Origin of the sequence: Rosenbergiella gaditana, assembly GCF_018494065.1 — a bacterium.
GTDB lineage: Bacteria > Pseudomonadota > Gammaproteobacteria > Enterobacterales > Enterobacteriaceae > Rosenbergiella > Rosenbergiella gaditana.
Map to the genome: position 1 here is coordinate 133,604 of NZ_JABBFR010000002.1, position 18,818 is coordinate 152,421.

General features: G+C 48.1%; 16 protein-coding genes. 6 read left to right on the plus strand and 10 right to left on the minus strand.

Annotated features, from left to right (window positions below):
* Positions 1-67 precede the first annotated feature (67 nt).
* The gene (ychF, locus tag HH682_RS02095; protein ID WP_214235778.1) at positions 68-1,159 is read left to right on the plus strand and encodes a redox-regulated ATPase YchF; all 1,092 of its coding nucleotides are present in this window, start codon (positions 68-70) and stop codon (positions 1,157-1,159) included.
* Positions 1,160-1,530: 371 nt separating this feature from the next.
* Here ychF and HH682_RS02100 read toward each other — a convergent pair whose 3' ends face one another.
* Together HH682_RS02100 and HH682_RS02105 are read right to left on the minus strand one after the other, a co-directional pair.
* Positions 1,531-2,133 carry a LysE family translocator gene (locus HH682_RS02100; protein ID WP_214235780.1) on the minus strand — a complete coding sequence of 201 codons (603 nt, stop codon included), beginning with the start codon at positions 2,131-2,133 and terminating at the stop codon, positions 1,531-1,533.
* 111 nt (positions 2,134-2,244) lie between these two features.
* On the minus strand, positions 2,245-2,655 hold the full coding sequence (locus HH682_RS02105; protein ID WP_250318518.1) for a bleomycin resistance protein: 411 nt from the start codon (positions 2,653-2,655) through the stop codon (positions 2,245-2,247).
* Between the two features lie 599 nt (positions 2,656-3,254).
* On the opposite strand from HH682_RS02105, the gene HH682_RS02110 reads away from it, so the two are divergent.
* A complete protein-coding gene (locus HH682_RS02110) occupies positions 3,255-3,740 on the plus strand; it encodes a cold-shock protein (protein ID WP_214235782.1) in 486 nt (161 codons plus the stop codon).
* A 27-nt stretch (positions 3,741-3,767) separates the two neighbouring features.
* Here the strand turns inward: HH682_RS02110 and araD are convergent, their stop codons facing one another.
* From araD to HH682_RS02125, 3 genes are read right to left on the minus strand one after another with little or no spacing between them, the layout of a single operon-like run.
* Positions 3,768-4,466, minus strand: a complete 699-nt coding sequence (gene araD / locus HH682_RS02115) for an L-ribulose-5-phosphate 4-epimerase (protein WP_214235784.1) — start codon at positions 4,464-4,466, stop codon at positions 3,768-3,770.
* A 16-nt stretch (positions 4,467-4,482) separates the two neighbouring features.
* A complete protein-coding gene (gene araA / locus HH682_RS02120) occupies positions 4,483-5,988 on the minus strand; it encodes an L-arabinose isomerase (protein WP_214236037.1) in 1,506 nt (501 codons plus the stop codon).
* A 12-nt stretch (positions 5,989-6,000) separates the two neighbouring features.
* Entirely contained in the window at positions 6,001-7,680 is a 1,680-nt protein-coding gene (locus HH682_RS02125; protein ID WP_214235785.1) for a ribulokinase, read from the minus strand.
* Positions 7,681-7,913: 233 nt separating this feature from the next.
* Between HH682_RS02125 and araC the strand changes: the two genes are divergently transcribed.
* Entirely contained in the window at positions 7,914-8,837 is a 924-nt protein-coding gene (gene araC, locus HH682_RS02130; RefSeq protein ID WP_214236039.1) for an arabinose operon transcriptional regulator AraC, read from the plus strand.
* Between the two features lies 1 nt (position 8,838).
* Here the strand turns inward: araC and HH682_RS02135 are convergent, their stop codons facing one another.
* Positions 8,839-10,245, minus strand: a complete 1,407-nt coding sequence (locus tag HH682_RS02135) for a sugar porter family MFS transporter (protein ID WP_214235787.1) — start codon at positions 10,243-10,245, stop codon at positions 8,839-8,841.
* Positions 10,246-10,476: 231 nt separating this feature from the next.
* Here HH682_RS02135 and HH682_RS02140 point away from each other — a divergent pair, with 231 nt between their 5' ends.
* On the plus strand, positions 10,477-11,490 hold the full coding sequence (locus tag HH682_RS02140) for a LacI family DNA-binding transcriptional regulator (RefSeq protein WP_214235789.1): 1,014 nt from the start codon (positions 10,477-10,479) through the stop codon (positions 11,488-11,490).
* On the opposite strand, the gene HH682_RS02145 is transcribed toward HH682_RS02140, so the two are convergent.
* Positions 11,460-12,899, minus strand: a complete 1,440-nt coding sequence (locus HH682_RS02145; RefSeq protein WP_214235791.1) for a glycoside hydrolase family 32 protein — start codon at positions 12,897-12,899, stop codon at positions 11,460-11,462. The two genes, HH682_RS02140 and HH682_RS02145, sit on opposite strands and share 31 nt — an antisense overlap.
* A gap of 208 nt (positions 12,900-13,107) precedes the next feature.
* Here HH682_RS02145 and HH682_RS02150 point away from each other — a divergent pair, with 208 nt between their 5' ends.
* Entirely contained in the window at positions 13,108-14,343 is a 1,236-nt protein-coding gene (locus HH682_RS02150) for an oligosaccharide MFS transporter (protein ID WP_214236040.1), read from the plus strand.
* 46 nt (positions 14,344-14,389) lie between these two features.
* Here the strand turns inward: HH682_RS02150 and HH682_RS02155 are convergent, their stop codons facing one another.
* Together HH682_RS02155 and HH682_RS02160 are read right to left on the minus strand one after the other, a co-directional pair.
* The gene (locus HH682_RS02155; RefSeq protein WP_214235793.1) at positions 14,390-14,731 is read right to left on the minus strand and encodes a zinc ribbon domain-containing protein YjdM; all 342 of its coding nucleotides are present in this window, start codon (positions 14,729-14,731) and stop codon (positions 14,390-14,392) included.
* A gap of 100 nt (positions 14,732-14,831) precedes the next feature.
* Complete coding sequence (locus HH682_RS02160; protein ID WP_214235795.1) at positions 14,832-15,755, minus strand: aminoimidazole riboside kinase; 924 nt, start codon at positions 15,753-15,755, stop codon at positions 14,832-14,834.
* Between the two features lie 89 nt (positions 15,756-15,844).
* Here HH682_RS02160 and HH682_RS02165 point away from each other — a divergent pair, with 89 nt between their 5' ends.
* Positions 15,845-17,077, plus strand: a complete 1,233-nt coding sequence (locus HH682_RS02165) for an amino acid permease (protein WP_214235797.1) — start codon at positions 15,845-15,847, stop codon at positions 17,075-17,077.
* A gap of 34 nt (positions 17,078-17,111) precedes the next feature.
* Here the strand turns inward: HH682_RS02165 and exaC are convergent, their stop codons facing one another.
* Positions 17,112-18,632 carry an acetaldehyde dehydrogenase ExaC gene (gene exaC / locus HH682_RS02170; protein WP_214235799.1) on the minus strand — a complete coding sequence of 507 codons (1,521 nt, stop codon included), beginning with the start codon at positions 18,630-18,632 and terminating at the stop codon, positions 17,112-17,114.
* Between the last annotated feature and the right edge of the window lie 186 nt (positions 18,633-18,818).

Sequence of the window (18,818 nt, forward strand, 5' to 3'; positions counted from 1 at the left end):
TGCGACAAATTTTCTGCTATTCAGCGCGCTGTCGCGCAGCATAATTAACGTAATAAGGTAGTCAAGCATGGGATTCAAATGCGGTATCGTGGGCCTGCCAAATGTCGGTAAATCCACTCTTTTTAATGCACTGACGAAAGCAGGTATCGAAGCGGCCAACTTTCCGTTTTGTACCATTGAACCGAATACTGGCGTGGTACCCATGCCCGATACTCGTCTCGATCAACTTGCTGAGATCGTGAAACCCCAACGTACCATCGCCACTACGATGGAATTCGTCGATATCGCCGGTTTGGTGAAAGGGGCTTCTAAAGGTGAAGGTCTCGGTAACCAATTCCTGACCAATATTCGCGAAACAGAAGCGATTGGCCATGTTGTCCGCTGTTTCGAGAACGATAATATCATTCACGTCTCCGGTACGGTTAACCCAGCTGACGATATCGATGTGATCAACACCGAACTCGCGCTTTCTGATCTCGATACCTGCGAACGTGCTATCCAGCGCCTGCAAAAGAAAGCGAAAGGCGGCGATAAAGAGGCGAAGACTGAACTGGCCGTACTAGAAAAATGCTTACCGCATTTAGAAAATGCAGGAATGTTACGTAGCCTTGACCTAGATGCTGACGAAAAAGCAGCTATCCGTTATTTGAGCTTTCTGACGCTAAAACCGACGATGTATATCGCCAATGTTAATGAAGACGGCTTCGAAAATAACCCGTATTTAGACCAAGTGTATGCGATTGCAGAACAAGAAGGTTCGGTGGTTGTCCCAGTTTGTGCAGCAGTTGAGTCTGATATCTCTGAGTTAGAAGATGACGAACGCGACGAATTTATGGCTGAGCTGGGTATTGAAGAGCCAGGGTTAAACCGTGTGATCCGTGCCGGTTACCGCTTACTTAACTTGCAAACTTATTTCACTGCCGGAGTGAAAGAAGTGCGTGCATGGACCATCCCGGTCGGCGCGACGGCCCCACAAGCCGCAGGTAAAATCCATACTGATTTCGAGAAAGGCTTTATTCGGGCGCAAACTATCGGTTTTGATGACTTTGTTACCAACAAAGGTGAACAAGGCGCGAAAGAAGCCGGTAAAATGCGGGCTGAAGGAAAAGAGTATATCGTGAAAGATGGCGATATTATGAATTTCTTGTTTAACGTCTAAATAAAATTTGTTGTCTCATGAGGTTTCGCTGAATCTCATGATATTCATGAAATCCACGCAACTGCGTGGATTTTTTTATTTTATAGCGTCTCAGATGATTTCGTCTAAGCGCTATAAAAAATGAGTAACTAGGTGAGAGTACACCAAACTTATATCTTCACTTTAAGTGAGTACAGTAACAGTATAATAAATAAACAACGCCCCGCTAGGCTTACTGATACGCAATGCCGCACTGCTAAGCCGAAAGAAAAACTCTATCAGCTTAATGATTTCAATAATATCTAGATACATCACCAAATATTAGGCGATCCCTTAATCTTAGGGCACATTCATTCTTCGCGTAGATGAGCAGATAGTAAATAAAGTCAGTATTAATGAATAACAGCGTGTATAGAAAAAGCAATAAGCAATATACCGCCGGTAATATTTACGTATTTCTTTAGTATTAGTGGCTTAGTTTTTTTTACTGAGAATACTAGCGTTCGGCTGACCACTAAAAGCCAGACGCTCATGACCACTATGTGGACTGATGCCAACGTTAGATAGTTACTGACGCCTCCCTGTTTTCCTGCAAACTGTGAAACAACGGTTAGGTAGAAGATGATGGCTTTAGGGTTTAAGACGTTAGCTATCCATGCCTCTTTTAATGTGACCGAATGCTTGGTATCAGTTAATTCTCCGGGCTTTGCACTGATACCGCTGCGGATAAGGGTTATACCCAACCAGAGGAGATAGGCGGTTCCTAAAATTTTCAACACAAAAAAAGAGGCCGGTGAAGCAATAATCATAGAAGTTAAACCAAACCCGATAAGAACAGCATGTGTGTATATGCCCAGTGCTGTTCCTGCTAGGGTTTTGAATAACCCATTGTAGCCGCCTGAAAGAGCACTGCTCATAACAAGGGTAAAGCTTGCGCCCAGTGAAAGCGCAACGGGGAGAAGTGCTGGTATAAAGCCAAGAATATTTATATCCATAGATGACTGATAGTAGTTAAATTCTCATTCTATTACTAGCTTTAGCGTTTCGTCACAGACCGCCTTATATTAAATCGATATATTGGAAGAGTCTTTGGAAAACCGTCTACATTACTCAATGTACTGGCTGAAACGCAGAAGGTAGCCATCAGGATCTTGCACAAGAAACTCTCGCTGACAGGCGTTTTTTTCTCCGATACTGTAATAGTTATCGTTGAGATCTCTGTACAACGTTATGCCATTTTCAATCACGCGCGTAAATATTTGCTTTATGTCATCTACTTCGATTTGGAAGTTAACACCACAGCCAAGTGGTCTGACTAGATCTGCTGTGTTCCACCCGCTCGAATGATACTGCTCAAGCATTAGCTGTGCTTCACCGAGGCAAATATATGCAAAATCTGGTTCTGTACGCCTAATCATGACACTGAATCCTAGTACGCTAGTGTAGAAGCTCAGCGAGGCCATAAAATCAGTTACGGTTAGCTCTGGAACCATCTTGTTCCAGTAGACTTCTTTCATATCATCCACGTTTTTTTCATCCTTTTGACTTGGACTGCATACATTTGATAGCTGATGTGTGGGGCACGTAAGCAGATATTATGGTGCACAGTTGAAGGTTGATTAATTTGAGTGGTGAATGAAATGAAATTCACCTTAATGAATAGACGCAGATTTCTGTGCCGGCATTGTTATAACAGTGACCTTGGGCACTCATGCTGCCACGAAAATTATCCTGCTTCAAGAACACCGAATAGTTCGCCGAACCCTACTGGCCACCACGACACAGGTGAACGATAACTGCCTTTCGACCTTTGCAACGCCACCACATCTCAGCCAGCTATGCAGTCAGCTTAGATGTGGTCGACCTACCAATCACCGCTCGTGGCTACAGGTCAATCCCTACCACAAGCATACAGCCCTCTTCGATACGTAAGCGCATGATATCGTCTGACCACTTCCAATTCGGGCCGCTGACATAAACGTCCTATTTCAGCAGGTTCTGCTGAAGCCCCACACTACGACAATTTATCCCTATTCCTCCTCTAAGTCATAGAGTCCCAGCGCAATATGCATTACACTGCGCGCAGAGAAGACAGTCAGAAATAAGGTAGGACAACATGGCATTAAACGGCACCATCACCACTTGGTTTAAAGAGAAAGGCTTTGGTTTTATCAAAGATGAAATGGGTGATAACCGTTATTTCCACGAGGTTAAGGTGGCTAACCCCGACTTAATCAAAAAAGACGCGGCGGTCACCTTTGAACCGACCACCAACAATAAAGGCCTCTCGGCCTATGCGGTGAAGGTGATCCCTGCCAGTAAATACCTATTTATTGCCGGTGAACGCGTCAAAATCACGGCGATAAAAAACTATCGACTCTACAGTGAAGAAGTACCGGCGAACCAATCGATTGATAAAGCTAACACCATCTTAAGTGTTGGGATGTTAATGAACACCATTCGCCCTAAAACCGATCAACATCCCGATGCAACGCGTACCTTGCGAAAAATTGCTATCACGACTTTCCAAGGGGAAACCTTGGTATTCAGTGAAGATGAAGTTGATATTGATGAGACGGTTAAGCTGCTCAAATTCAAATAACGAGCCCTCCTTGGCCAGAATAAAGCGTTATTTTTGCCCGTAATACGCCTGTTCACCATGTTTGCGAAGATAATGTTTATCCAGCAATGTGGGTTGCATGGCGGATAATGTAGGCTGTAATTGCTGACTAAATAGCGCCATATAGGCAATCTCCTCCAGCACAATTGCCGTTTCGACGGCATGTGCCGGATCCCTTCCCCAGGTAAATGGCCCATGGGAATGGACCAGTATACCCGGCATCTCTTCAGGTTGATGCTGACAAGCTTGCAGAGTTTCAACGATAACAGCTCCGGTTTGCCACTCGTACTCATCGCGGATCTCCGCGTCATGCATCACTCGCGTACAGGGGATTTCGCCATAGAAATAATCTGCGTGGGTCGTACCAAACGCTGGCAGGTTACGCCCCGCTTGCGCCCATATCGTGGCATGTCGCGAGTGCGTATGCACAATCCCACCCAGTTGCGGGTAAGCGCGATAAAGGTAACGGTGAGTAGGTAAATCGGAAGAAGGACGATAGCGTCCCTCCACCACTTCGCCACTCTCAAGATTTACCACCACCATATCCTCTGCTGACAGGGTTTGATAATCGACGCCAGAGGGTTTAATCACTATCCATTGCCGACTCTCATCCACCCCGCTGACATTCCCCCAGGTCAAGGTAACAAGATTATGCTGTGGCAGCGCTAGGTTGGCAGCGTAAACCTGCTGCTTTAAGGCTTCAAGCATAAGGCCTCCTTTTCTATCACCGTTGAAAGCGGAAATACGCGTCGTTCCAGCGTAACTGATCGCGGAAACTGGCAAGAGTGGTATGATGATCAATCACCGCTAACTCAATGCCATATAAATCAGCCAAGCGACGTGTATCGTCGATCGTCAATGCCTGACTAAATACCGTATGGTGTGCCCCCCCTGCAATCATCCAAGCCTCTGAGGCTGTGGGCAGATCGGGTTGGGCACGCCATAACGCATTGGCTACCGGCAGCTTGGGTAAAGCGTGCGGCGTTTTAATCGCCTCAACCTGGTTAACCAACAGACGGAAACGGTCTCCCACGTCAATCAGGCTGACATTGACCGCAGGTCCGGTTGCGGTCGCGAAGATAAGACGCGCCGGATCGGCCTTACCGCCAATACCTAAAGGTTGTACATCCAGAATCGGTTTATGCTCAGTCGCAATGGTTGGGCACACCTCAAGCATATGCGAGCCCAACACCAAGTCGTTACCCTCTTCAAAATGGTAAGTGTAATCCTCCATAAAAGAGGTGCCGCCTGGCAACCCTAAAGCTAACACTTTCATCATTCTGACTAACGCTGCCGTTTTCCAATCCCCTTCCCCAGCAAAGCCATAACCTTGCTGCATCAACCGTTGCACCGCTAAGCCGGGTAGTTGCGCCAGACCATGTAAGTCTTCAAAGGTCGTGGTAAAAGCATGCGCCTCTCTCTCTTCGAGAAACTGTTTTATCCCCAATTCGATGCGGGCTGCATCGAGCACATTTTGGCGTTTATCTCCGTGGAGTTGGGCCGCCGGGGTTAAGTGATACGTCGCTTCATATTCATCGATCAAGGCATTAATCGCCCCTTGGCTTACCTGATTCACCACCGCGACCAGATCCCCGACTGCCCAGGTGTTGACTGAGTAGCCAAAACGGATTTGTGCCGCGACTTTATCCCCTTCTGTCACCGCAACTTCGCGCATATTATCGCCAAAACGTATGACTTTTAATGATTGGGTATCTTGCTTAACGATTACCGCCCGCATCCACTTGGCTAACCGCTGTTGCGTCGCTAACTGCTGCCAGTGGCCGGTGATCACCTGGTGCTCAAGCTGCATACGCGCGCCAATAAAACCAAACTCCCGCCCGCCATGCGCCGTTTGATTGAGATTCATAAAGTCCATATCGATCTCGCCCCAAGGTAAAGCGGCATTATATTGGGTATGTAGCTGTAATAACGGCTTGTGAAGGTCCACTAAGCCATTGATCCACATTTTCGCGGGTGAGAAGGTATGCAACCAGACAACGATCCCCGCACACTCAGTACGATAATTAGCTTCTCGCGCTAAGGCGGTGACTTCTTGAGGCGTGGTGACCAGAGGTTTCAAAACGAGAGGGCAAGGTAAGGTACCGGACTGATTAAGCGCCTCAACCACTTTTTTACCCTGTGCAACGACCTGTTTTAATGTCTCTTCGCCATAAAGATGTTGGCTACCTATCACAAACCAGATTTCGTACTGCTCAAAAATATTTTTCATCATCGTCTCCTGCTACGCTGCATCATGTTTGGGGGTATTACGATAGTGTGGCTCTACGCACTCTGCCCACTGGCGGTAGCGCTGAAAAAGAAGCTGATAAGCCTCGACTTGGGCAGGCTGCGGCGAGAGCGTTTTTTCAATGCCACTCGCCATCACTTTTTGCGCGCTAGCGATATCCGGGTAAAAACCAGCCGCAACCGCTCCAAAGATCGCAGCGCCTAAGGCACAACATTGTTCAGATTCGACTATCTGTAACGGGCGATTTAACACATCGCAGCAGACCTGCATAATTGCCGGATTTTTTCGGGCGATACCGCCCAGTGCCATTACGTGGTCGATAGCCACGCCTTGATCGATAAAGCAGTCCATAATGGCGCGCGCACCAAAGGCCGTTGCGGCAATCAGCCCCCCAAATAGTGCCGGTGCATCAGTCGCCAACGTTAAGCCAGTAATCACTCCTTTTAAGCGTTGATTGGCGATGGGGGTGCGTCGACCATTAAACCAATCAATAATGATGGGTAAATGCTCAAGCTTCGGATCTTGCTGCCACGCCTCAGTGAGGTCGCTGAGTAAGCGCTGCTCATAGTGTTTAATGTCTGGCACTAGAGCTGGCTGTTGGACGGCCAATTGCTGCAGGGGCCAGCGCAATACGCGCTCAAACCACGCATAAATATCGCCAAAGGCTGATTGGCCTGCCTCTAACCCGATCAATTCAGGTACCACACTTCCTGAAACCTGACCGCAAATCCCCTGAATCGTTTTCTCACCAAGTTGCGAAGGCTCAATTGTGACAATGTCACATGTTGAGGTACCTATGACTTTGACAAGCGTATTAGGCTTGGCTCCTGCCCCGACGGCTCCCATATGGCAATCGAATGCCCCGCCACTGATCACCACTTGCGTGGACAATCCCAGCCTTTCTGCCCATTCCGCGCTCAGCATGCCGACCGCTTGCTCAGCCGTAGCGGTGCCATGATAGAGTGGAAATTGAAGATGTTGAGATAATGTGGGTTCGATTGCCTCGAAGAACTGTTGTGGCGGTAATCCCTGCCAATCGTTATGCCATAACGCTTTATGGCCTGCACTGCAGCGGCCCCTTACCAATTTTTCGGGGGTTAATTGGTTTGTTAACAGTCCAGGGATCCAGTCGCACAGTTCCACCCACGATGCCGCGTGCTGTGCGACCTGTGGATCGTGGCGCGTAATATGGATAATTTTGGCCCAAAACCACTCGCTAGAGTAAACGCCCCCGGTGTACGCGGTATAGTCCACCGCCCCCGCAGCCTGACACTGCGCGGTGATCTCTTCGGCTTCTTGCACCGCGGTATGATCTTTCCAGAGCAAGAACATCGCGTTGGGGTTATTCGCGAACTCAGACCGTAAAGCCAGAACCTGGCCACTGGTATCGATCGGTGCCGGTGTCGAGCCGGTGCTATCGACTCCTATGCTGATAACGCTTTGCCGTTGAGCGGGTGTCAACTGCTGCAAAGTGTCAATTATCGCCTGCTGTAACGACTCAATGTAGTCGTTGGGATGATGACGAAATTGTCCATGTTCAGGTTGGCAATAGTGGCCTTGCTGCCAGCGTGAATAATAGGCAATGCCACTCGCGACTTCTGCGCCATTCTCACAATCTACTGCCAACGCCCGTACTGAATCACTCCCAAAATCAAGACCTAAGCTTATAGGCATGATCGGCTCCCCTTTTGCTAAATTCTTTATTCACCTTAAGGTACACCGAGTACCAGGAGTAAGGGCTTGGATGCTGAGGATATGGAGAAAAACGCTATCACCCGACGAAATGTGACGAAGTCCTAATTTTTGCTAAGAGGCATACCACCTTCTCGGTAAACCTTTCTACTATGCGATAACCCTGATGCAAAAAGATTATTGGTACCCGCCCTATTTATGGCTAAGGATTAATGATGTTACGGACACTTTCCCACCGTCACACAGCGGAACCCCAGCTCGATCCACTGTTGCCGGGTTATTCGTTTAATACCCATCTCGTTGCTGGGCTTACACCGATTGATAAAGAGAGTTATCTGGATTTTTTTATCCACCGTCCTGAAGGAATGAAAGGCTACATCATCAATTACACCTTGAAGGGTGAAGGGATCATCTTAGAAGGAAACACGTCTCACCCTTGTCGAGCGGGCGATCTGTGGCTGTTTTCGCCTGAGGCGGTCCATCATTATGGACGTCACCCTGATGCCGCCTGCTGGCACCATCAATGGGTCTATTTTCGACCGAGAGCCTATTGGCGAGAATGGCTTAAATGGCCATCATTAATGGCACACACTGGCTTCTATCGCCCGCAAGAGGAAGACGGAGAGATTTATAGCACCCTTTTTGCACAAATCATTGAAACAGTAAGTCTTGGTGGACTCTATTCTGAAATGCTCGCGATGAATCTCTTGGAGCAATTATTAATCCGCCGCCAACAATCCGTGACCGACCCGCTGCAGCGACAACTGGACCCTCGCATTCATGCCGCTTGCCAATATATGAATGAGCACCTGAGCGATAATCAGTTGGAAATTAGCGATGTCGCCGAGAGTGTCTGCTTATCCGCGTCACGCTTATCACATCTTTTTCGTCAGCATTTAGGCGTGAGTGTCTTAAAATGGCGGGAGGACCAACGTATTAATCAAGCAAAACTATTGCTGAGCACCAGTCAATTGTCCATTGCCGCGATTGGCAGCAGTGTAGGATTTGATGACCAGCTTTATTTTTCACGGGTATTTCGTAAATGTACCGGTAGCAGTCCCAGCGAGTTTCGAGTGAACCGTAGCCACCAACTGTTAAGCAAAGAAGAAGGCCAGCGCTCATTACGCTGGCCATCCTAAGTTAGACCCCGATATTTCGTAGCTTTTCGCCACGCATCAAGCGTCGCTCGATAAATTCTAGCGTAACATTCTTGGTTTCAGGGATGAGCCAAAGGGTGATAACGATAAAGGCAATATTCATTATCGTGTATAGCCAGAAGGTCCCTGCGGCACCAATGGCGTCAAGTAAGGTTAAGAACGTTGCACCGATAATCATATTGGCGACCCAATTGGTGGTGGTAGAACAGGTTACACCAAAATCACGACATTTTAGCGGTTGAATTTCGGAGCAGAGGATCCAGACAACTGGTGCGGCGCTCATCGCGTAGCCTGCAATACATAACATGGTCATGCCGACAGAAAGCCAAGGTAACAGCGGTGACGCATGACCTTGCTCGAATAATTTTAAGCAATAGCCCAAGACAAAGGTACCAAGTGACATCACACAAAAGCCAATGATCAGTGCCGGTTTACGCCCTGCCTTATCCACCATAAAAATCGCAATAAAAGTGGCGAACATAAAGGTCAGACCGACCACTAAGGTCGCGATCATCTGTTGTTCAGTGGTCGTGAATCCCGCCATTTTAAAAATACGCGGCGCATAATACATAATGATATTCATCCCAGTAAATTGCTGCATCGCTTGCAACAACATACCAAGGAACACCACGCGGCGAACATTACGGTTTGCCAGAAATAAGCGCCACCCCCCTTGTTTAATACGTAAGCTTTCCCGAATTTCATCCAATTCATGACGCGCTTGTTCGGAACTGTCGCGTAACAACCGCAGCACTTTTTCTGCTTCGATATCTCTGCCTTTTTCCGCCAACCAGCGAGGGCTATTGGGTAAGAAGACCACCATACCAATTAACGCGATCGCCGGAAACGCTAGCACCCCCAGCATCATCCGCCAGTTCCCTGAATAGCTAAAGGCCGTATCGGAAACAAAGGCGATAACAATCCCGAATGTGACCATTAACTGATACATGCTGATCATCTTTCCACGCACATTCTCGCTGGCCATCTCCGATAAGTAGAGCGGCGCAGTGTAGGAGGCGATGCCGACAGCAATCCCTAATAGCACACGGGCGACCAGTAACAATTCTATATTGGGCGCTAGCGCAGAGCCTATTGACCCTACGGCAAACAGTACGCCACCGATTAACAAGCTATATTTACGACCAAGATGGAAAGATAACCAGCCATTACCCAGTGCACCAATCGCCGCACCCAGCATCATGCTGCTGACAACCCATTCCTGTAATCGATTACTGAGCGTGAAGTGGTCGGCAATAAACGGTAGCGCGCCAGCGATCACCCCGATATCCAGTCCAAAAAGTAAGCCAGCCACTGCGGCCGCCACAGAAACAAACAGGGTCATTCGACGTGTCTCCTGCCCCTCTTTTTTATCAGTCTGAGCGATATTCATTATTTTTGCCTATAGCGGTTATGAAAACGTCTTCACATTAAGCCAATCTGCAGCGGCTGATCAGAGCGAAAAACTGCGAAGATATGGACAAAACAGCTGTCACTAAACGTTTTGTGATCTCCCTTGGATATTGGCAGAACACGCAAAGATATAGGATTACGCGCACTGACTAATTGCTGTGCCCAGTTTGGCTTTTTGGTAGACTACCGGCAAGCATAAAAAGGGGATGATATGGCTTCACTTAAAGACGTTGCTCAGTTGGCGGGAGTATCAATGATGACGGTCTCCCGGGTGATCAACAATGCCCCGCGTGTCACGGTAGCAACCCGTCAGCGAGTGGAGGAGGCCATCAAGCAGCTCCACTATGTGCCCGACCTGTCGGCTCAAAAAATTCGCGGACAGGCCAATAAGCCCCGTACCCTTGCCGTACTGGCTGAAGATACTGCCACCACCCCTTTCTCTGTTGATCTATTGTTAGCCATCGAGCACACCGCGCAGCGGCTCGGTTGGAACAGCTTTATCATTAATGTTTCTGCGGTGGGTGACAAACAACGCGCCGCCCGCGAGGTGTTGGCACACCGGCCTGATGGCATTATCTACACCACTATGGGACTCCGGAAAATCCAGCTCCCCGAGGCATTACTTGGGCTGCCAGTGGTATTAGCCAATTGTGTATCGGATGATACTCATCTCGCCAGTTATATTCCTGATGATTACCATGCGCAGTATCAAGCCACTCAATATTTGCTAGCACGTGGCTATCAACGCCCTCTCTGTTATTGGTTACCGGAAAACGAGCTTGCGCCGACGGCCAGGCGGCTAGGCTTCGAGCAGGCATGGCGTGATGCCGGTAAAAGCTTCGATCAGGTGACTCAACGCCATATGCCTAAAGGAGATGAGGGATATTTACAGTTGGCTGATGTGCTGGCGACGCATATCACGCCCCCTTCACTCGCATACGATGTACTAATTTGTGGCAATGATCGGGCCGCATTCGTGGCTTACCAGCAACTGCTGGCAATGGGAGTCAAGATCCCGCAAGATATCGCGGTGATCGGTTTCGATAATCTAGTGGGAGTCGGTCACTTGTTTTTACCAGGATTAACCACCTTACAGTTGCCCCATTACCAAATTGGCGAGCAGGCGGCTCGCCATCTTATTGAACAGTGGGACAAACCTGGCGTTCATTCGCTGGCCTGCCCTCTGTTAGAACGTCACTCTATCGCCGACCGTAACGGCCAGTAGTGCAGCGTATCAACTGCCACGTCTCCGCCTTGACTAAACAGCTTAAGCTGGCGGTCACCCCCGGTGGGGTAAATCCGGCTACTAAGGACCGCTTCACCGTCATTGATAAAAACCTCGACCGATGAACGATCTATATAGATCTGCCACTGCATCGCGGTGGCGTCGCTTATCTCGACGCGGCGTGAGTCCGCTAACCCCTCTGTCGAATAATCACGTGTCAGTGATAAACTCCGGTTCGCAACTTGGTAACGCAGGGTGAGGCCCTGACCTAATTTCAGACCAAAGGCCGTAGCGCTAACTCGCTGGAGATCCCAATGAATACTCAATTCTGTAGCCTCTACCGACTCTTGAAGTAACTTTTCCTCGATAAGTAACTGAGGTGGCCAGTTGCTACCCTCGCCGCGTAAATTCTGTAGTTCGCGAATTGGACGCTGCCGCAGTTGCCCCTTTTCTTCCGTCAACTCACGCGGTAGCGTAAAACACCCACACCATCCCTCGCTCTTAGTCGGCATTGGTGACTCCCACATATCCATCCACGCTATAGCGATACGGCGGCCATCTGCGGCGGCGAAACTTTGCGGTGCATAAAAATCGTGGCCATGATCCAGCTCTTTAAAGACTTGCTGATCGGTGAAGTCACTTCCCGCAGACCAGTGACCGGCGATAATGCCACTTTGGAAAAGATTCGCAAATCTATCGCCTTGCGCGGCGATACCCTGTGGAGAGCACAGCAGATAATGGTGTTGTCCTAATTTAAAGAAATCCGGACACTCCCACATATAGCCTTCGCCGACTTTAGCTTGCGCGAGCACTCGGTCAAAGCGCCATGAGGTTAAGGATTCACCGCGATAGAGCAATACTTGCCCCCGTTGTTGCGGGTCGCGGGCACCAATCACCATCCACCAGCTTCCTGCCTCATGCCACACCTTCGGATCGCGAAAATGCATAATGCCTGCTGGGGGCTGTAAAATGACGCCTTGTTTAGTAAAGGTAATGCCATCTTGGCTGGTGGCTAAACACTGAACCTCACAGATTTGACTGTCATCTCCGACTTCGCCCAACCAACGATGACCGGTATAAATCAGCGCTAATTGACCGTTGTCGACCACCGCACTGCCAGAGAAACAGCCATCGCGATCCGCTTCGCTGTCTGGGGCTAAGGCTATCGGCTGATGATGCCATTGCACCATATCATCGCTGGTGGCATGGCCCCAGTGCATCGGCCCCCACTCCACACTAAAGGGGTGGTGTTGATAGAAAGCATGATAACGTCCGTTGAAATAGACCAGTCCATTAGGGTCATTCATCCATCCGGCACGAGGGGCAAGGTGAAAATGGGGGTAGTACTGATTGCCGCGCAGAGGATATCGCGCGTTTAACGCCTGTTGGCCCTGTTCTAACGTATTCATAGCAAGCTCCCAAACTGAATTACTGCCATTGTTAACGTTAACCTGCCGTACTGCAAAGAGATCATCATCTTAAAATGTGCGTCAAGTCACATATGTTAACGTTAACCAAGGATAAGTGTGATAAAGATTACGCTTTCACACTCGGCATATTCTCAAAGCGTCAAAACAGCGTATCACTGTCCCTAATCGACGCATTCGGGAGACTATGATGTTGCTTTCAATCCCTTTTAAAAATCCTAATTACCGCATTGCCTCGGGCTATTCTGCCCTTTTTTTCATTTGCTGGTCGCTATGGTGGTCGTTATATGCCATCTGGTTGAAGCAGCGTATCGGCCTTACCGGCGCGGAGCTGGGAATGCTGTATGCCCTGAATCAAACCACCAGTATCGTCTTTATGCTCGGTTACGGCGTGATACAAGATAAGTTGGGTTTACAAAAAAACCTGATGTGGGTGATCAGCGCAGCACTGGTGTTAACAGGCCCCTTTATGACCTTTATCTACCAACCTTTATTGCTCAATTCATTCTACGTTGGGGCAATCATTGGTGCGCTATTTCTCGGTGTAGGTTACTTAGCGGGCTTTGGATTAGTGGAAGCGTTCTCTGAAAAGATCAGCCGTCATTTCCATTTTGAATACGGTACGGCAAGGTCATGGGGCTCATTAGGTTACGCCCTAGGCGCGTTCGTGGCGGGGGTCCTGTTTAGTATTGATCCTAACCTTAACTTTTGGCTCGTCTCGCTGTTCGGCGTGGGGTTCGCTTATCTGAATTATCGTTTTACCCCGCCCAAGCAGGTGATCCAGCAACAGAAAACCCTCACTCGCCAAGATTTTACTGCCGTACTTAACGACAAACATTTTTGGCTGTTCGTCATATTCGTTATCGGTACATGGTCTTTTTATAATATTTTTGACCAACAGCTTTTCCCGATTTTTTATACCCAGCTCTTTAGCTCTGCGACCTTTGGGGCAAAAGTTTATAGTTACCTGAACGCATCACAGGTGATCCTTGAAGCCCTCTTTATGGCGGTCACCCCGATACTGGTCAACCGACTTGGCGCCAAAAATGCGTTGTTATTGGGCGTGATGATTATGGCGATTAGGATTTTTTCATGCGCGGTCAGCGTCAATCCTTATCTGATTTCTGCGGTAAAACTGCTGCATGCTCTAGAAGTACCGCTATGTGTGATTGCGGTATTTAAATACAGCACGCTCTACTTCGATAAACGCCTCTCATCAACGATTTTTCTGATCGGCTTTCAAGTGGCCAGTTCGATCGGCGTAGTGGTGATCTCTTTTCCGCTCGGTGCGTTACACGACCAGTATGGTTACCAACACCTGTTTTGGATCATCTCTGCAATAGTCAGTGTCATGCTGCTGTTTGGAGGGATTTTTTTAGGGAGACGCAAGTTGCCGCCGCTGAGGGAAAAAAAGGTGACACTGTAACATTAATCACCCCATCGCCATGACGACTTTGGGGTGGAATTCACTGTTAGCTGTTCTTTTTCACAAACTCAGACTTCAATTTCATCGGTCCAAAGCCGTCGATTTTACAATCGATATTGTGATCGCCCTCGACCAAACGAATACTTTTTACTTTTGTGCCAATTTTAAGGGGCGTTGAGCTACCTTTAACTTTTAAGTCTTTGATCACGGTCACCGCATCACCATCACTGAGTAGATTGCCATTGGCATCGCGGACGATTAACGCCCCTTCATCACCTTGTGATGCACTGATAGACCACTCGTGACCACATTCCGGGCAATTCAACGTCTCATCATTTTCCCAGGTAAAACTAGATTGGCACTGGGGGCAAGGAGGAAGTGCTTGCATAAAAAACCTCATTCTAAAAAAATAAAAACCCTATACTTTGTAGGTATAGGGTAACTGTTTTTCATCACAAACACATTAAAATAAACGACGAGACCGTCGCTTAGAATTGCTTAGTGATTTCAGAGTAGTAAGGTAGCGCAGTCATCGCGCCTTTGGCAGTGGTGGCTAATGCCCCGCAGACCTGCGCCAAAGCGAGTACGCTGTCAAGTTGCGAAGTCGATTGTGGGAATCCACGCGTTGATAAGCCATAAAGCAGTCCCGCAACAAAGGCATCTCCAGCGCCGGTTGTATCGACACTGACAACCGGTTTCGCTTCGTGATAGCTCAGACTACCTTGATAGAACGCCGTCACGCCCTCTTTACCTTGCGTAATCACCAGTAATTCAGGTTGATAAGCCTCCACCACGCGCGCGATACCTTGCTCGAGTTGATGGCTACCACTGATAAACTGTAATTCATCTTCTGAAAGTTTGATCACATCGGCCAACGCCAGCGCTTGCGCTAAGGTGTCGCGCAGTACCTGTTCATTAGGCCAAAAATCCTCACGAATATTGGGATCGAAACACACTTTTCCGCCCGCTCGGCGAATACGGGCCATCGCCTCAAGTGTGGTAGCACGACTCGGTTCACGACTCAGTGCGATGGAACAACAATGCAACCACTCTTCCGCTTGAAAACCAGGGAGGTCTTGGTTCACTAAGAAGAGGTCAGCACTTGGCTTTACCATAAAGGTAAAGGAACGCTCGCCTTCTTCATCCAGACCCACCACCACAGTAGAGGTGCGTTGTTCGCGGTCAAAATGCATGTAGTCAGTAGAGACTTGCTCTTTTTTTAAAGTATTTTGTAAAAATTTCCCAAACGGATCGTCCCCAACCCGGCCAATAAAGGCACTATTACCGCCTAAACGGGCAATTCCAACCGCAACGTTAGCAGGCGCGCCACCTGGGCATTGCAATAGACGACCTTCACTTTCTGGTAGGAGATCGATGACCGCATCGCCCAGTACCCATACTTTCTTACTCATAGTGACTCCATCAATCGTTCTAACAGTAATCAAATTAATGTGATAGATTAGCGGCCTTTTTCAATTTAACCAGGATAATCAATTCATCGATGGCAAGATTTTGGTCAAAAGAAGCTACTCTATGGGGTTTTGCCCTTTACGGTACAGCGGTAGGCGCAGGAACACTCTTTCTCCCTATCCAACTCGGTTCCGCTGGGACATTAGTCCTCTTCCTCACTGCCCTTGTTGCTTGGCCGCTGACCTACTGGCCGCATAAAGCCTTAAGTCAGTTTATCCTCGCGGCTCCTGCGCGCGAACCCGGAGATGGTATCACTAATGCTGTAAAATATTACTATGGAAAGCGTGTGGGTAATGTCATCACCTTCCTCTATTTTATCGCTTTCTTCGTGATCATCTTAATTTACGCCGTTGCAATCACGAATTCTCTTATTGAGCAAATCTCTGCCCATTACCCATTATCTCATCTTGCCAGAATTGGCTTGAGTTTCTTAGTGGTGGTGCTGTTGAATATGATTTTCTTGATGGGACGACAAGCAACAATTCGTGTAATGGGGTTTTTGGTATTTCCAATATTGGCTTATTTCTTTTTTTTATCGTGCTACATGGTCAAAGATTGGCATCCAGAATTACTTTCACTCAACGGCGAATTTTCAACGGCCAGTCTGCACCAAATATGGTTGTCATTACCGGTAATGGTCTTTGCTTTTAGCCATACGCCGATTATCTCAACCTTTTCGGTGGCACAACGCGAAGCACACGGCGGCGAGGCAATGTCGAGCTGTCAACGCATTATGCGTTGGGCTTATTTAGTCATTAGTCTTAGCGTATTGTTTTTTGTGTTCAGCTGCTATTTATCGATTCCGAATGCCTATATTCATGAGGCGAAAGATAAAGGGTTAACCATTCTTTCAGCGCTATCGATGAAGCCTGATTCCCCAGCATGGTTAGCCTTATCAGGGATCGTGGTGGCGATTGTCGCCATGTCGAAATCTTTCCTTGGAACCTATTTTGGCGTGATCGAAGGGGCAACAGAACTGACTCGTACCACGCTTAAACAAGTGGGTATTTCGCGTAGTCATCGCTTTAATCGCGCACTCTCCGTCTGTATTGTGTCGCTGATTACTTTTGGCGTTTGTAGTATTAACCCCAATGCGTTATCGATGATTTATGCGATCAGTGGCCCGTTAATTGCGCTGATTCTGTTTATTATGCCTACCCTCTCGACGTGGTTAATTAAAGAATTAAAACCTTATCGGAGTGTTGGCAATTTCATTACGCTGATTGTTGGGATTCTCTGTGTTTCGGTAATGTTTATTCATTAATCGACAAGGGCGGCCACTGGCCGCCCTGCTTATTTTAGAATAGCCCTAACGGCTGCACGCCATAGCTGACGAGTAAATTTTTAGTTTGCTGATAGTGGTCCAGCATCATTTTATGGGTCTCTCGGCCAATGCCCGATTGCTTATAGCCCCCAAACGCAGCATGCGCTGGATAGAGATGATAACAGTTTGTCCAAACTCTACCCGCTTGAACGGCACGTCCAACGCGGTACGCTCGATTTGTATCCCGTGTCCAGACTCCTGCCCCTAAACCATAAATCGTGTCATTGGCGATGGCGATGGCTTCGTCTTCATCCTTGAAGGTGGTGATACCAATAACAGGCCCGAAAATCTCTTCTTGGAAAACCTGCATGCTGTTATTGCCTTTTAAAAGCGTCGGCTGGATATAGAAGCCCGATCCTAATTCACCCGATAAGGTTTCAGCGTGTCCTCCTGCAAGGACTTCAGCGCCTTCTTGCTGGGCGATGTCCAGCCAAGAGAGGATTTTATCAAACTGCTGTTGTGACGCTTGCGCTCCCACCATCGTCTCCGTATCGAGCGGGTGACCGCGTTTAATGGTCTGCATGCGTTTCATCACCACCGCCATAAAGCGGTCAAAAATAGAGGCTTGTACTAACGCACGTGATGGGCAGGTACAGATTTCACCTTGGTTTAAAAAGCCAAGCACCAGCCCTTCTGCGGCTTTTTCGATAAAACTTTCTTCAGCCTCCATAATATCTTCAAAGAAGATATTCGGCGATTTGCCGCCTAACTCGACGGTAGAGGGAATGATATTTTTCGCTGCAAGTTCCAAAATATGGCGACCCGTAGCGGTAGAGCCAGTAAAAGCAATTTTCGCGATTCCCTTATGACTGGCTAACGCTTCACCTGCTTCTCGGCCGAAACCATGTACGATATTTAATACTCCTGGAGGAAGCAGGTCACCCACCAGTTCTGCAAAGAGGGTAATCGATAACGGCGTCTGCTCTGCAGGTTTGAGAACAACACAATTCCCCGCAGCTAATGCTGGTGCCAATTTCCAGGCTGCCATCAGCAGTGGGAAGTTCCAAGGGATAATCTGTCCGACCACGCCTAGCGGCTCATGAAAATGGTAACTCACGGTTGTCTCATCAATTTCGGCACAGCTACCCTCTTGGGCTCTTAGACAGCCAGCGAAATAACGGAAGTGGTCCACTGCAAGCGGGACATCAGCCGCTAAGGTCTCACGCACCGGTTTACCATTATCCCAGGTCTCATTAACAGCGAAACGTTCGGTCGCTTGCTCTAATCTATTCGCTATTTTCAATAAAATTTCGGCACGCTGTTGTACAGAAACTTTACGCCAAACCATAAAGGCTTTGGTTGCTGCATCGACCGCCAGATCGACATCCTCAGCCTGGGAACGAGGGAATTCACCAATCACCGAACCATCCACCGGCGAGGTATTGGTAAAATAATCCCCCGATTTGGGAGGGATGAATTCGCCATTAACGAAGTTATGATAACGGTCTTTTAATTCAATCAACGATGCATTCTCTATCGGTGTCGCATAGCGCATAAAACCCCCTCACACATGTTAAATAAGTGTTAAATTAACCTGTGAAGGGGGTTTTGTCACAACTGAGAGGGGTATTTTGTGAGTTAGGTAAGAAATTTTTGACGAATTTACTTACAGACTAGTCTTATAAAGCGTAAAAAAATAGTTCTATTCTGGCACTTTCACTCTACACTGAAGACTAAGTAG